This window comes from Mesorhizobium sp. M5C.F.Cr.IN.023.01.1.1, assembly GCF_003997585.1.
Classification (GTDB): domain Bacteria; phylum Pseudomonadota; class Alphaproteobacteria; order Rhizobiales; family Rhizobiaceae; genus Mesorhizobium; species Mesorhizobium wenxiniae.
In genome coordinates, this window is record NZ_RZSU01000001.1 from 25,966 (window position 1) to 40,167 (window position 14,202).

10 protein-coding genes and 3 pseudogenes are annotated in these 14,202 nt (G+C 60.9%); 2 read left to right on the forward strand and 11 right to left on the reverse strand.

What is annotated here, in order from left to right; genetic code table 11:
* Positions 1-24: 24 nt before the first annotated feature.
* Positions 25-2,187 (reverse strand): prolyl oligopeptidase family serine peptidase, encoded by a 2,163-nt coding sequence (locus EOA78_RS00120; protein WP_127313404.1) that lies wholly within the window; start codon positions 2,185-2,187, stop codon positions 25-27.
* 923 nt (positions 2,188-3,110) lie between these two features.
* Between EOA78_RS00120 and EOA78_RS00125 the strand changes: the two genes are divergently transcribed.
* Positions 3,111-3,401: a hypothetical protein gene (locus tag EOA78_RS00125; protein WP_128340391.1), complete on the forward strand. Its 291-nt coding sequence runs from the start codon at positions 3,111-3,113 to the stop codon at positions 3,399-3,401.
* 192 nt (positions 3,402-3,593) lie between these two features.
* Here the strand turns inward: EOA78_RS00125 and EOA78_RS00130 are convergent, their stop codons facing one another.
* Positions 3,594-4,532, reverse strand: coding sequence for a hypothetical protein (locus EOA78_RS00130; protein WP_127313406.1), 939 nt, complete (start codon positions 4,530-4,532; stop codon positions 3,594-3,596).
* A gap of 35 nt (positions 4,533-4,567) precedes the next feature.
* Complete coding sequence (locus EOA78_RS00135) at positions 4,568-5,290, reverse strand: hypothetical protein (protein ID WP_127313407.1); 723 nt, start codon at positions 5,288-5,290, stop codon at positions 4,568-4,570.
* On the opposite strand from EOA78_RS00135, the gene EOA78_RS00140 reads away from it, so the two are divergent.
* The gene (locus EOA78_RS00140; RefSeq protein WP_127313408.1) at positions 5,277-5,981 is read left to right on the forward strand and encodes a hypothetical protein; all 705 of its coding nucleotides are present in this window, start codon (positions 5,277-5,279) and stop codon (positions 5,979-5,981) included. The genes EOA78_RS00135 and EOA78_RS00140 overlap by 14 nt on opposite strands.
* Positions 5,982-6,667: 686 nt before the next feature.
* Here the strand turns inward: EOA78_RS00140 and EOA78_RS00145 are convergent.
* From EOA78_RS00145 to EOA78_RS00180, 8 genes and pseudogenes are all read right to left on the reverse strand, one after another.
* Positions 6,668-7,699: an IS110 family transposase gene (locus tag EOA78_RS00145; RefSeq protein WP_127313409.1), complete on the reverse strand. Its 1,032-nt coding sequence runs from the start codon at positions 7,697-7,699 to the stop codon at positions 6,668-6,670.
* A 93-nt stretch (positions 7,700-7,792) separates the two neighbouring features.
* Positions 7,793-8,555, reverse strand: a pseudogene (locus tag EOA78_RS00150) (IS5 family transposase).
* Positions 8,556-8,966: 411 nt separating this feature from the next.
* On the reverse strand, positions 8,967-9,506 hold the full coding sequence (locus EOA78_RS00155; protein ID WP_127313410.1) for a hypothetical protein: 540 nt from the start codon (positions 9,504-9,506) through the stop codon (positions 8,967-8,969).
* A gap of 46 nt (positions 9,507-9,552) precedes the next feature.
* On the reverse strand, positions 9,553-9,903 hold the full coding sequence (locus tag EOA78_RS00160; protein ID WP_236387747.1) for a hypothetical protein: 351 nt from the start codon (positions 9,901-9,903) through the stop codon (positions 9,553-9,555).
* A 186-nt stretch (positions 9,904-10,089) separates the two neighbouring features.
* Positions 10,090-10,587 (reverse strand): annotated as a pseudogene (locus EOA78_RS00165) (IS110 family transposase); the annotation flags it as partial.
* Positions 10,588-10,643: 56 nt separating this feature from the next.
* Positions 10,644-10,958 (reverse strand): annotated as a pseudogene (locus EOA78_RS00170) (hypothetical protein); the annotation flags it as partial.
* A gap of 188 nt (positions 10,959-11,146) precedes the next feature.
* Positions 11,147-11,428: a hypothetical protein gene (locus tag EOA78_RS00175; RefSeq protein ID WP_164783572.1), complete on the reverse strand. Its 282-nt coding sequence runs from the start codon at positions 11,426-11,428 to the stop codon at positions 11,147-11,149.
* Positions 11,421-14,195, reverse strand: a complete 2,775-nt coding sequence (locus tag EOA78_RS00180; RefSeq protein ID WP_127313413.1) for an N-6 DNA methylase — start codon at positions 14,193-14,195, stop codon at positions 11,421-11,423. Before EOA78_RS00180 ends, EOA78_RS00175 begins: the two co-directional genes overlap by 8 nt.
* Positions 14,196-14,202: the final 7 nt, after the last annotated feature.

A 14,202-nucleotide genomic window follows, 5' to 3' on the forward strand; every position in this document is an offset into this window, starting at 1 on the left:
GATGTTCAGAAAGGATGCACTGCACTATTTCGTCTCCTGCTCGAATGAATTGTTGATGGAGCTCAAACGCTCCTCTTGCGTTGCAACGCGCTCCGCCATCTCCGGAAGGTGATCGTTGAAGCCGATTGCGCTGCGGAGAAAATTGGTGCCTAGACTGATGAATGCGGCTTGCTCCCGATTGTCCTTGCCGTAGCCGTGCCCGCCTGCGCTGGCCTCGTAGAAGTAAGCGGGATAGCCAAGAGCCTGCAGTTTTGCGGCCATCTTGCGCGCATGGCCCGGATGGACGCGGTCGTCGCGTTTCGTGGTGGCGATCAGGATAGGCGGATAGGGCTGTCCCGGCGCCGCGGCGTGATAGGCGGAGATTTCCTTCAGGAAAGCCCAATCGTGAGCCTTGTCCGGATCGCCATATTCGTCGATCCAGCTCGCGCCCGCCAAGAGCTTGGTGTAGCGACGCATGTCGATAAGCGGAACTGTGCAGAACAGAGCCCCGAAATGCTCAGGATAGCGGGTCAGCATGTTTGCGATCAGCAGGCCGCCATTTGAGCCGCCCTCAGCGGCAATCCGCCTCGGCAGGGTGATGCCCCTTCGCACGAGGTCGGCGGCAACGGCGGCGAAATCGTCATGGGCGAGACGCTTGCCCTCCCTGCGCCCGGCATCGTGCCAGCGGGTGCCGAACTCGCCGCCGCCGCGGATGTTCGCCTCCACACACGTGCCGCCGCGCTCGAGCCACAGCTTGCCCAGCGGGGAGTTGTAGTAGGGCAGGAGTGATGTGCCGAACCCGCCATAAGCGGAAAGGTGAACCGGAGCATCTCCGTTCCCGTTCGCCGGACCAACCTGCGTGTAGGGGATCAGCTCATGATCGATAGAGACTGCCTCGTGGCGCGTGACCACCAGTCCGGATGCATCGAAATTCTCCGGGCTGCGCTTCAGGATTGCTGAAGCGCTGAGAGACGGCGCGGCATTGAGATCGAATAGCAAGAGCTGCGGCGGCGTGATCGGATCCTGAGCACAGACCAGGACCTCTCCATTGGTCTCGTGAACTGCCGCATCGAATGACCAGACGTGGACAGTCCCTTCGGCGGGCAGGGTGTCCAGGACTCGGCGCGTCCATTCCTGGTGGCCGGGAGTGAACATCTCGAAACGCGGTACGAGATTGACGAGGTAAGAGATAATGAGCTTCTCGTCATTCCAGAAGAATGACTGCAGAGAGCGCCTTTCCCCTGGTTGAAACAGGGTCTCAAAACGGCGTCCGCCTGCGAGGAAAGAGGAAAGCGAGATGACGATCAGCGCGTCGGCGGGATGGGTGGTGCCTCCCACCGTCAGGGGCTTGCGCGGCCTTACCGCCAGCCAGTCGCCGAAGACCCGCCACGACGCGTCGCGAGGAAGATCGATCTGCGTCCTCGGCCCGCTCCTGTCGCCGATCCAACTGATCTTCTCGTAGAAGGCCCGTTTCTCAATGAACCAAAGGCGCTCGCTGCGGCCGGTGCGGTCCGAATGACCAGACACCTCGAGGCTCTCGAACCCGGCCTCGAAGATTACCGGCGTGGTGAGGGGATCCGCGTCACGCTTCCACAGTCGCACGGTGCGCGCATAGCCGGAGCGGGTGGCCATGCCATTACCAAGCGCACTGGAAAGCAGAAGCGTGTCAGGGTCCAGCCAACTAACGTAGCCTTTGGCCTCGGGGAGATTGAAACCGTCGGCGACAAAGCTCAGAGAGATCAGGTCGAATTCGCGATGCACGACCGCGTCGCTGCCGCCGCGCGACAGGCGCAGAACGGCTCTTTCCCGTCTCTCCGGCTCGACGGACGCGCCGTCCCAGATCCAATCCTCTCCGTCGCTAGCCGCGAGAGCATCTAGATCGAGCAGTAGCTCCCATTGGGGATCCGCCTTCATGTAGGCGGCAAGGGTGGTCCGGCGCCACAGTCCGCGTGGATTTCCGGCATCTCGCCAATAATTGTAGAGGTGCTGACCACGGCGCGCGATCAGGGGAAGGTTGTCGCGATTGTCGAAAATGGCTGTCAGAGCCGCCCGGTCGCGCTCGAACTGCGTTCCACCGAAGTGCTTCAGGGTCTTTGCCGACTGGCCGGCGGCCCAGGCAAGTGCCCGCTCGCCCTCTACATCTTCAAGCCAGAGATAGGGATCGTCGTCGGGAGCATCCAGCGTTGGACGGACATCAAATGCGTTCATGTCCGGACAGCCTTCAGAAAGAAGGGATAGAGGCTTCCGTCGGCTCGGGAACGCTCAGTGTTGGTAGCGGCGCCCACATGTTCGAAAAGCGTGATCATTGATGAGTTCTTCCAGTCGGTGCGGCATCGCAGGGCTTTTGCGCATAGGATCGCAACCGTCGTGCCAACTGGGAAAATCGTTTCGGAACAATGCGATCGCTCTGGAAGCGTTGTGTCACATGTCCGACATCGTCGAGAATCCGACAACGAGTGCTCCTCCTAATCACCGGATCAACCTCCGGCGCCAGTCGGTGACACCGTGCAGAACTCGAGCAGTGAAGCTCATTGGTGAACTTGGTTGACGCCCAACATCTTCGCTCTGGAGCGCTTCACGCACACGGATTCATGGCAGACACCATGAGGCGATCGATGCGGTTAGCGACCAAGCTGGCTGCGCCTGTGGGTTTCAGCCGCCAGCTGGAAGCAGCGGAGTTCTGAGGAGATGCGACGAGCGCCCCCAAAGCTCGCGAAGCGCATTGAAATACGTGAGCACTGTCAGATACGGATCGGCGGGATCTTCCCCTTCTTGCGTCGGGCTGGAAGTCGGTGCCTGCGCGCCTGCCAGCAGGGTCTGCATGCTCCGAAGAAAGAGGAGTTTAGGCCCGCGATCCTGACTCGCCACACCGACGTAGAGGCGGGCTGGCTCTCGTGTCGATGGCACAGTCCTGGCGAAGAAGCTGTCGGTACGGTGGATGCCGGGTGGCGGAAATACGGCCGTCTCCGAACGATCGAACAAGGCTGCGATCTGTTTCTCCGCCCTTCGGACGGTCGCGGTCGAAGCGACGATTTTGGACGAATGAGTCCATGAAGACCCGGCCGCGACGACAGCAGGTCGATCGCTGTTTCGTAGAGTGCGGCCACCGTTCCAAGCGGGCCAGAGATCAGGTGCAGTTCGTCCTGGATGACAAGATCCGGCGGATCGAGCCGATGCCCGTTTCCGAAGGGGCGACCTTCGCCTGGCTCATACGCGCCGAAGAACCCCTTGTCCGGATCATACCGGTCTACGTGTCCAAAGAATGCGCCGCTCTTGCCAATCCATGGAAGGGAGGCAAATTTGTCCACCGTGGCGATGAGAAATGCGGGAAGACGGCGGTAAATTGGCTCGTCCACCACGAGCACCGGCAGGTGTCGATCCCGCGTGAAGTCGCATTCGGCGTTCTCGCATTTGAGCACTAGATTCTGCGGAGCCGTCCTGTTGGGCGTGAAGTGGAAGCTCTCTGGCTTGAAGGGCTCACCACACCACGGACATGCCTTCAGTGGCACCGGGGATTTCGTCTTAGGTCTGCTCTGGTACCGCTTCAGCCAGGTCGTCGCGGCGTCCTTGTCGGAAGAATTTCGCGGCTGGATTGTTCGGTGAGGCTGCGCCGCCTACCCAGAGTCCAATTTCCATCGGCCATTCGCCAAGCGTCTTCCGGCCATTGTCATCATGGGTCCGCAGGAATTCGAGCGCGCAGACGAGACCAGCGGCGTGAGCAGGCGTAACGTGTAGCGCATGATGACGCTGATGCCCGCACCCAGCACGCCAGATCCGCGGAGCCGCCTCAGCACAATCGCATAGGCGGCAAGTCCAAGATACGCTCTTGCCGCCGCCGGTCGGAAAAAAAGCAGGTCGACGATCTCGCGCTCACCACTGTTTCGGTCGGTCACGCCAACGAGATTGAGGAGGACGAAGGCTAGCTGGAACGGCCGCCATGTTGGCGGGTCTACATCGCCCGGCAGCTTCTGCTGGATCACTGCCTCGCGCCGGCGGTTGGCCATCGCCATCGCCGTATTCATCAGGCCGAATGCTTCACGCGCCACCGTATCACGCTTAAGGAGATCTATCCCATCGCGAATCCTGCTGCCGGCGGTGTCAACGTTTTCCAGAAGCGCCTGGCCCGTCTTTAGCCGTCTCGGCGCAAGCCCTGTCATCATTCCTTCCTGACCCCGCCGCCACTCGGCGTAAAGTTCAGGCAGTGAATCCAAGGCTGCACTGACCGCTTCGGCTCCGGAAACGGCAGCCCGAGCGAGAGCCTCCATGCCGAACTCGACGCCATCGCTCCTTGCCGGGACGACACGCTCCACCTCCTGCTGCGGAAGGAAATCGGTCCAAACACGCGTCACGGGGAGCGGATCGTTCGTCGCGTCACGCCGTTCTTGCCAGCCTGCAGATGTGTTGCGACCAACGGCATATTCGCGGACATCGCGATAATGGAGATCGCCCAGCCTAAGTTCGAAATCATCGGACTGGTAGGTGGACAGGTCGCTGCGCGGATAAAATCCATCCGCACATTCGAGCTCGATCCGGGTCTGGAACGCGTAGGCCACGTCCTTGTACGGAGCCTTTGTGCTCCGTCGACGGTTTACCAAGAAGACGGTGATGACGCGCAGACGCTCTTCAGCCCCTTCCGGAGTCTTTTGACGGAGCACACGGTGTGAACGGCGACTTCGATGCCGCCGCCCGGCCTGTGAGGCGCAGCGCTTTCCGGCAGCGGGATCCCGGACTGGTTCCGAGTGACGTCGAGGACGATCGCGGCTTCGCCGGAAACCCGAACCCAACGGAGGTTCTCGGGCTTTTCTGGCTTTGGCTTGCCCTTTCCCGACACTTCGGGAATGAGGAGCGCATCGGGCAATGGGGGCTCCGTCTTATAGTTCCCCCATGTTGCGCGCAGCGTGACTTGACTCACCGTTTCCGGAAGAACCACCGTCAACCCTATCGACGACGGAAGAAACCTGTCCCGCGGTGGTTGGTCAGTCGAATCCTTCTCATCGACCTCCTCCTCGACAGCGGAGTCCAGCGTCTCACTGGCGAGAAGGTCGTCGGCGGTTTCTTCGATGGTTTCCTCGCCGTCAGGTATCACAGGCGCAACACCGTCGTAGGCGGGAACGATAAAGCCCCCGACGTACCAGCGTGGCTTCTTGGTCAGGACTTCGCGTGCGAGATCCTGATCAAGGTCAGGATTCGGGCCGACTAGGTCGGATATATCGCGATTTGGACCAGCGAAGCCCCAGTGAGGATCGTGGCTGGCCGTTGATCGGAAACGAATCGGAGGCACCTTCAGGTAACGCACGATGAAGTTCACCATTTCCCTTTCTGATGCAGCTCGTCACACTATTACCCTTGCCACACTGGAAGCCTATGTTCTCGGAGATGGTCGTCCGCGCCGAACAAAGCTGGAAACGCTGGGGTATCTTTGGGGCTTCAGTCGCGAGGACTCGAAAGGAACGACCCATTTCCATGTCGATCTTATGAGTCTCAGCATTTCAGCCAAGCGATCACGGAACAGCGTGAAGCCCAACGATCAGGCTGTCCGCCTGAAGAGCGAACTGATGGTTCGATGGGCACCACACTTGACGCTCATCGGTGATTTCCACAGTCATCCCTATGAAAATCTTGCCGAGGTACGGGACAGTAGTGGATTCGAGTTTTCGGATGCTGACGAAGCATCATTTCTAGACGACGACTTCCTGTGGGAGCGGGCTAACGACCAGCCAATCATGCTGGCAATGACAATCTGCAAGCTGGCGCGGGTCCATGAAAAGCATGCCGCTGAGACCATACGCTCGAACATTGCGCGTTTCGACGTGGGTGAATTTCGGTTCTGGTTGAATGCTGCTGTTGGATTCCTAGACGCCTCCGGGTCCAGACGCTGCACTGGGAATCGTCCTTCAAACGTGGAACTCAAAATTGATTCTCGCTTCTACAATTACTCGAGAGACAGGCTCGTCGTTGCTAACCGTGCATTGATTTCCTCGCCTTCTCCCATGGGAGCTTAAGTTTCGTGCGGAAAAACGATTATCAAGAACTCGCCGACGTAAGTCCGGAAATTGGCACGTACAGGCAGGCCTTACGGTTGGAATGATAATGACACCTAGAGCTCATCTTATGACTTGCGAGTCGGTTTCCGATGTAACTACGCGAAATATCAATCGTCACAGCTATGTCCCTGTGGTTCATGACGGTGGTTTCGGGGGACTATTCTTTGCAGAACGCTTCTTCGACGCGACACCGCCGAGTGGAAAAATCTCTGAGCGTGTTTCCGCTCCAGAAGAGACGTTGGTTGGAGCCGACGCAAGCATTTCTAGACTTCATCCGAGACGCCGACCAAAGGCCGTGTCGGCTAGGGTCAGGACTTCGGTAACGGGGCCGTCCTCGTCAAGGCAAATTTGATGCAAGAAGGGATCGCCCATCCGGGTGTGCGGAGAGCGTGATTGCATTTTGGTTGTGCTATATGCCTGCTTTCCTGCCGTATGAGGTTCTGCCCGGGTTCATGCTTCGGTCCGTGGTCGGCGCGGCGGCCGCCAACATGATGCTTGTCCAATATGGTTCCGATGCGCCCATCTCATTGGCGTGCTCGCCCGGCGGGGCGGCATCAGTCCAGACCGCGGCGTCATCGGGACCACGTCCCGGGTCGGGGACCTCGCAGGTCTGCGCTCAGGCAGACATCAACACGGAGATTAGCTCATGCATGGATCGGCTCTGGCGCTCCTTCCCAGCGGAAGTTTCTTCCGTCCAGCCACATCCGATGCAGGATCACACCGATCCGACGCGCCAAGGCCACCATGGCCCGCTTGGTGCCGCGCCGTTTCGCGACCCGCGAGGCCCATGTCCGCAACCACGACCCACGGCCCCGGTTCATCATGACGGTTGCGGCCTGGCATAAGGCGCGGCGTAAATGGGCGTCACCGGCTTTGGTGATACCGCCTGTCACGTCGCGCTCGCCGGACTGCTGCCGTGAAGGGGGGAGGCCGACCCACGGGTCGACTTTCTTCGACGACGAGAACCGAGCCGGATCATCCACGGCCGACTTGAAGGTCAATGCGACCACCGCGCCAACGGCCGGCATGGTCATCAGCAAGCGGCAGGTCGGGTCGTCCTGTGCTAGGCTGCGCACATGCCGCTCCAGTCGCGCCAGTTCATGGCGGAGGGTGGCACGGGCGCGAAGCATCGGCTCGGTTGCCGCCACCAGCGTAGTGTTGCTGGCAACCTGTTCCTGAATGCGAGCATCAAACCGTCCTTTGGAGATTGCGCCGACTTTCAAGCCGAAGTTCCGCAATAACCCGCGCAAGGACATTTCCAGAGCGATCACGCCCTGCTGGATGGATTTGCGCGCCCCGAGTGCGCGGATCTCCTGGGCAGACACCGACTTGCAATGGACTGGCCGGAACCAGCCCAAATGTAGCAGCCGGGCAATACCTTCAGCATCGCGCCGGTCTGTCTTGATCGGCATGGCTTTCAGAGCACCCTTCACTTGCCGGGTTTCCATCAGAACCACTTCCAGGCCGGCTTCGGTCAGCCCACGGTGCAGCCATTGCGACAACGGCCCGGCTTCCATCCCGATCATCGCAATTTCGCCCTGTTGCTCCAGCGCGAATTGCGTCAGCGCCGCGGGATCGCTGCCGACCTCAGCCTCCTTCACGATCTTGCCGTGCTCGCTGACAATGCAGACCGCAGTCTTGGCGAGTGAGACATCCAACCCAATGAACAGTTTCATCCCGTAATCCTCCTGTCAGAATCAGATACGGGAGCGTCGGCGGCAACCGGTCAGCATGCAATCGGTAACGGGCAGCGCACGACGCAGGCCCCGTTACAGCATCTCATTGATCCAGAAGATGAACGCTGCAGCGAAGGCGATTGCTGACAAGAATGTGTGCGCGCATCGGTCGTATCGAGTGTGGATGCGTCGCCAGTCCTTGAGGCGGGCGAACATGTTCTCGATCCTGTGGCGCTGCCTGTAGAGCAGCGGATCATAGCTGTGCTGGACACGGTGCTTGCCATGAGGCGGGATGCAGGGTGTGATGCCCTTGCCGATGAGCGCCTCGCGGAAGCCAGTGGAACTGTAGGCCCGATCGGCCAGCAGATGGCGGGCAGGTGGCAGTTCGTCGAGCACGGCAGCGGCGGTTCTGTGATCGTTGGCCTGGCCTTCGCTCAGGTGCAGCAGCAACGGACGTCCCTGGTCGTCGCAAACCACCTGCAGCTTGGTGGTCAGACCGCCTCTGGTCCGTCCGATACATCGGGGTAGAGCCCCATTTTGAGCAGGCTGGCTGCCGTGCGATGCGCCTTGAGATGGGTGGCATCGATCATCAGCTTGTCTGTGCCGCCGCCCCGGGCCGAGAGTTCGGCCAGAATGCGGTTGAACACACCCAGCCGGCTCCAGCGAATGAACCGGTTGTAGATCGTCTTGTGCGGACCATAGGCGGCCGGCACATCCCGCCCGCGCAGCCCGTTACGGATCACGAACAGAATCCCGCTCAGCACCCGTCGGTCATCGACCCGAGGTACCCCGTGCGAGCGTGGAAAGAATGGCTCGACCGCATCTGCGTCGGCGACAGCAGTAACAAATCACCCATGGTGGCCACCTCCAGCCACCTTGAATCATCATCGCTCCTTCAACTCAACAATTTAATGGGTCCTGACCCTAGTTGTTTCCTGACGCCAGATCGAAGGTCTCGTCAGCATTTCAGACATGCAGAAATTGCCAGTGCGAGCAGCGCTCTTTGCTCTCGTGACAGCATTCGAGATGTCCATGGCGGATGCGATAGGGAGACGCTTCGAAACGCCGGGCCGCTGGCTGGAGAAGCTTAGCGCCGAAAGAAGAAAGAAGATTTCTCAAGTGATCGCCGATGCGAAGAGTGATGATGGATTTGCGGACGAGATCCTATTCACTCAGTTCTGCGACAAATCTGATATTGTTCGAAAAGGAATAGAGCTCCCCCGGAGCGCGACATCGGCCGCCGACGTGTTCCGGCGAGCTGAGAAACTTAGAAATGCTGTTGCGCATGGAAATGACTGTGCCTGGCTCCTTCCGCCGCGAAAAATATCGCAGTGTTGGTCAGAGATATGATGATTTTGAAAAGGGAGATTGATGGATAGAAGGCTTGCTCTGCGCAGTTGCCTTTTTGGTGCGTTGGGAGACGAAACGGAGACTGTGCAGGACCCTCCATTAAGCGCTCGAGGTTGCGCGCGTACTCATCTTCCAGTTCGACGCCGGCCTCTTGGAGAATGGCTACTTCTTCTCTGGTTAGAAGCCAGTCAGGCGACTCTACAGGGGGCACGTCGGCGGTGCCTTCGCCTAATAAATCCTCGTCCTCCGCAGCCTGCTGTGCGGCTGCCAATGCTGCCTGGATAGTCAGCGTCGCGTCGAAGACCGTGTCCCTCTCGGTGATTTCGAACTCGTGGCCACGCTCGGTTTGATACTTACGACCAAGAAAGCGATCCCGCAGTTCAGCGAACTGCCGATGCATGTCCTCTCGGCCAGCGTGATGTTTTTCGATGCCCTCGGGTTTGAAGTAGCAGACCATTTGCTCGACACCGCCTTGATGATGCCCCGGCGACGTGGCCAGGCGACTAGGAATGGGTGTTGATGTCCTGCTCAATCTGCCGTGCTGATTCCAGAATGTCATCGAAACTCGGCGGAGTGCCGAAGATCATGGCCGCCGTATTGGCATAGTCGCGCGTGAGCGCGTCCACCATCTTTGGAGCGGGCGCGATCGCGAAGCTGCCCGGGACTGCTGAGGCGAGGTCATAGTCGGGACGGTCGAAAAACATTCGTGCGTGCCGCACGCAGTCGGCGCCAAGATCGAGATCGCCGAGCGCGGCCTTTCCGGTCTCGGATCCGAGAAGACAGTGCATGTATGGACAGCCTCCGTGTGGCAAGGGCTTTCTGACATTGATGACAGGTTGGTCGGGTGCAGGCATGTATTCGGCCTTTGAGTGCGGCCTGTTCATGCCGCTGGCCTTGAAGTCCGCGGATCGGATCCCAGACAGGTCAACGCGCTTTTTGAGCGGCACCCACTGAGCGGGTTTTTCCGATCCCGGTTCGACCGTCGGTCATCACACCATCAGCACCTCGCCAACCTCTGTGCATCCTCTGCGACTACGTCACTACGCCGGTGAATCCGCGAAGCGCTTGCCCGTAGTCATCAGCGCCCAGACGATCCGGGCCATCTTGTTTGCCAAGGCCACCGCAACGACGTTGTACGGCTTTTTCGCCAGAAGCTCGGCAGCCCAGCGAGTGGGTGCCGCTTTGCCCTTACGACAGAAGCGAAGCACGGCATGGGCTCCCACAACAAGAAGGCGACGGATGTAGGGATCGCCTTGCTTGCTGATCCGCCCGAGCCGATCCTTTCCTCCGGATGAGTTCTGTCGCGGCACCAGGCCAAGCCAAGCCGCGAGTTGCCGGCCGGATTTGAACAGGGAAGCATCTGTCACGGTCGCAACGATTGCGCTGGCGGTGATCGGACCGATGCCGGGGATCGTTTCGAGGCGACGGCTCAACTCGTGCGAACGATGCCAGATGTGAATCTGTCGGTCCAGCTCACCGACCTTCTCGTGCACCTCACGCAATTGCTGTAGGGCCGATCGGGCAAGCGGGGGAATGAGGTCGTGCCCCTCGTCCTCAACCAACGCGACGAGCATGCTCAGCCCTGTAGCACCCTATCGGCAGCCGTGTGGTGGCCATAGTCGGCGATCGGTTCGTTGCGATACCAGTAGATCGCCTTGTCGACGTCGCCGGTGAGCTCCGTCGCGGCCGAGATCACTTGTACCATCTCGCGCATCCGGCCCTGCAGGCGTTCCGATGAGGGATTGCGGAGCGTGTTGCGATGAACCCCGGTCAACTGTGCCAGATTGGCCACCTTCACGCCCAGCGCCTGCGACAGGCGCTTCGGCGAGATATAATGCGTGCGCGGCTCCTGAAGGCTATCGACAAAGCCTGAGACCGCCTTGGAGTGTGCGAGCTGTGCGTGGGTTATGACAAGTTACGACCTCTCATACGCACAATATATTAACATTCGAATGCGTAGCAAGTGGACACGAATTATATGACTTGGTTTAACGGCACTCTGCAATTCGTCAGGCTAAGGGGCAGCATAAGGCCTGGGAGCAGACGGCAGGGGACGGGCGGATTGGTTCCGATAGCGGACCTTCTCTAGTGCGGGTGTCAAGGTGGAAGTAGCGCGTCGAGAAGGCGTTCGATCGTTTCCGCTACGCCGTCGTCGACTAGTGTTTGCCGGATCGCCCGCCGCTTGGCGGTGAAGTGCGCGCTGTCGGGTAGTTCGATGCGGGCGGCGATTCCGGCAGCGTGCAGCGCCGCCGCGGCAAGGTCCACGTGCAGTGCCTCGGAAGCGTCGAATTCAGGGATAGGCAGCGTCCAGACGAGATTGTCGAAGTCACGCGGATCTCGCTGTCCGACTGGCTGAAGGTCCTTTACGCGATCAAGCACAATACTCGTGTTCAGGACGGCAGCAACGTACGCGGCTTCTTCGAGTGAGTTGGCGGCCGACCAATAGGCCTTGTGGTCGATAATCACATCGTCGTCCTCTAGCCAGCACGCGCTCAATCGCGTTTCCAGCTTTCGTGTAGAGAACTCGAATCGGCGATCTCGCCGCCTGCGCCACCAGTTTTTGAAGGTGGTTTAGCGACCGCGTCAGCGTCATACGAGGCGCGCCGTCTACCCCCTTGTTGCTATGCTCGTTCCACTTCGTTTCGGCATCGCGCAACCACGCCGCAAGGCCACGATGGCCTCGTGCGTCAGCGCTTGCCGCCGTTAGGATTGCACCGCTCTCCATCGGAACCACGCCCGTCACGAGGTCGAGGAGCCGATAAGGTGCGACGGACTCTCCCAGCGCAATTCGACGCACGAATATGCGTTCGACCGGGCCCTCGGGAGGCTCGACGCCGGTCCACGGCCGCTTGTCGAGACTACCAACACGGCCGCGCAGGCGCGGCGCATCGCGGCGGCTTTGCAGGCGTCCGGCTGCGGCATACTCCACGAGAACAAAGCGCCTTGGAAAGAGGCTTGCACCATTACGGAAGCGTGTCCGATATGGAGATGCAGCAAGTAGCGTTCTCGGCCTTGGCCAAGCCGCGCGCATATGCGCGAGCACCTCGGCCGCCTCGGCCTCGCTGGCATCACGCCGTGGAAGCACACCTACCCAGCGATCGAATTCCGCCGGCGGCGGCCCGGCACGGTCACGCTCACCGAACAGCACACAGGTGCTCGTCGTGCTGCTGCCGGATTGCGCACCGAAGATCGGCCACACCCGCTCCAGACCCCAACCGCCGATGATCGCTACCCGCACGCGCTCCATGCCCCCGTCGCGCATTCCGGCGAACACGGGAGCGTTGAGCGCGGCATAGGGCAGAACGAGCGCCAGCACGCCGCCGTCGCGCAGGTAGCGTTCCGCGCCGCGCGCCCAAAACAGCGCACACATATCCTGTTGTGTGGCCAGACTGCCACCGACCCAGAGATTGTAGCTCCGCAGCGCCTCGCGCAGCCGATCCTTCATGTCCGCGCTCAGGTGGCGATAAACGATCCAGGGCGGATTGCCGATCAGGACGTCAGCCCGGTGATCGGGATGCGACAGCCACACTGGGCGCAGCAAGTTGCGCAGAATGAAAGTCCAGATGTGGTTGCGGCCGTCAAGATAGAGTTCCTTGAGCTGCGCGAAGGTTTGGCCGAGCATGGCCGCGTCCTCGGTGGTCGCGCCGGCCAGAGCGATGGCATGGCGAATGGCCTCCGGCTCGGCGAGCGTGTCGAGCCCGCGGTTGAGCTCGTCGAGCGCACGCTCGAACAGATGTTGGTCGCTCGCCAAGCCGGCGGGGATGCGCAGGGGCGGATCGTTGGGCGGCACGTCGACCAGCACTTCGGCCGATGCGCCCAGCGGTCGCAGGTTCCACTGCATCGAGTCGCCCATATAAACCGGCACGCTGAGCGTGGGCGGCCGATCCTGTACCAAATCGCCGAGTGCCAGCAGCCACGTGACGCGCGCGAGCGCGACCGCGACAGGGTGCACGTCGATCCCGAACACGCGATCGGCACAAGTCTCGACGATCTCGGCCGGTGGCACCCCAGCCTGCCGACCGGCTTCGATCAGGCGGCGAAGCGCATGGAACAGAAAGGTCCCAGAGCCACAGGACGGATCGAGCACCCGCTGTTCCAGCGGGCGAGGAATAGCCGCCGTGACCACCCGCGCGGCCAACCAGTCGGGGGTGTAGTATTCACCGAGGTCGTGGCGCTCGTCGGGGTCGATCAGGCTCTCGTAGAGGCTCTTGAGCACGTCGACCTTGACATCGCGCAGGCGAAAACGAATCGTTTCGGCGGCAAGCGAACGCACCAGGTCATCGCCGCCCGTTGCGAGTAGGGGCCAGTCGAAGAAGTCAGCCTCGACGGCGCCGACAATACCCTCATTCGCCAGCAACCGGCCCGACAGCATCTCCGCCGGATCGCCAATTTCCAGATCGAGGACGCGCGCCGCGATCGCCTTCACGAGGATAGTCAGATAGGTGTGTTGGAGGAACAGCGCATCACTGCCCACGTCATCGCCGTATACCTGGCGCAGCAACCCATCCCACAGGTTCCGCTTCAACCGCACTTCGGGATGGTCGCCGACCTCGGACCACAGGCGCTGCAGTTGCGCGTGCGCGCGGCCGAAGGCAAGGCTGTATCGACCGAACGCGAGCGCGACAGCGATCGGTGTCGGCATCACCTCGGGAACGGGCGAGAGCAGCGGCTCGAGCCAGGTCAGCAACCGTTCGGGGTGGTCGACGTCGACGTCATAGCGGCCGATGCTCGTGAGCCTGCCGAGATCCAGCGTGTAAGCGAGCAGCGTCGCGCCGTCGGTGGCAAGACCGACGGTGGTACGGCCAGGTGCGCTGCCGCGGCTTGCATCGGCCAGATAGTCGGGCATACGGGCGACGACGTCACGCTCTTCGCGCCGTAGATCGCTCTTCAGCTCGATCACGGTGGCGCCCCACGCCACGTCGATCCGCCCACTGTTGTCGACAAGGTAGCGCTCGTGCTCTAACTCGCTGAACGCGGCGCCGAAGCCTTCTCGCAGCAGTTCCGTGATCAGGCCCCGCAACGCCTCGTGTCGTGGCCGGGAAGCCATCGATCGGACGATGTCGGGCAGACGATCTCCGCGCCAACTGTTTGCCACTTTCCCCTCCCGCTTGAGGCTGTACCGTTGCCGCCGCATGCGCGAGAGCATAAGTTGC

Excerpts from the sequence above, each read along its gene's own strand:
- EOA78_RS00120 (WP_127313404.1), bottom strand. The coding sequence starts at position 2,187 with ATGAACGCATTTGATGTCCGTCCAACGCTGGATGCTCCCGACGACGAT.
- EOA78_RS00140 (WP_127313408.1), top strand. The coding sequence starts at position 5,277 with ATGAAGTTCACCATTTCCCTTTCTGATGCAGCTCGTCACACTATTACC.
- EOA78_RS00135 (WP_127313407.1), bottom strand. The coding sequence starts at position 5,290 with ATGGTGAACTTCATCGTGCGTTACCTGAAGGTGCCTCCGATTCGTTTC.
- EOA78_RS00145 (WP_127313409.1), bottom strand. The coding sequence starts at position 7,699 with ATGAAACTGTTCATTGGGTTGGATGTCTCACTCGCCAAGACTGCGGTC.
- EOA78_RS00155 (WP_127313410.1), bottom strand. The coding sequence starts at position 9,506 with ATGGTCTGCTACTTCAAACCCGAGGGCATCGAAAAACATCACGCTGGC.
- EOA78_RS00160 (WP_236387747.1), bottom strand. The coding sequence starts at position 9,903 with ATGCCTGCACCCGACCAACCTGTCATCAATGTCAGAAAGCCCTTGCCA.
- EOA78_RS00180 (WP_127313413.1), bottom strand. The coding sequence starts at position 14,195 with ATGCTCTCGCGCATGCGGCGGCAACGGTACAGCCTCAAGCGGGAGGGG.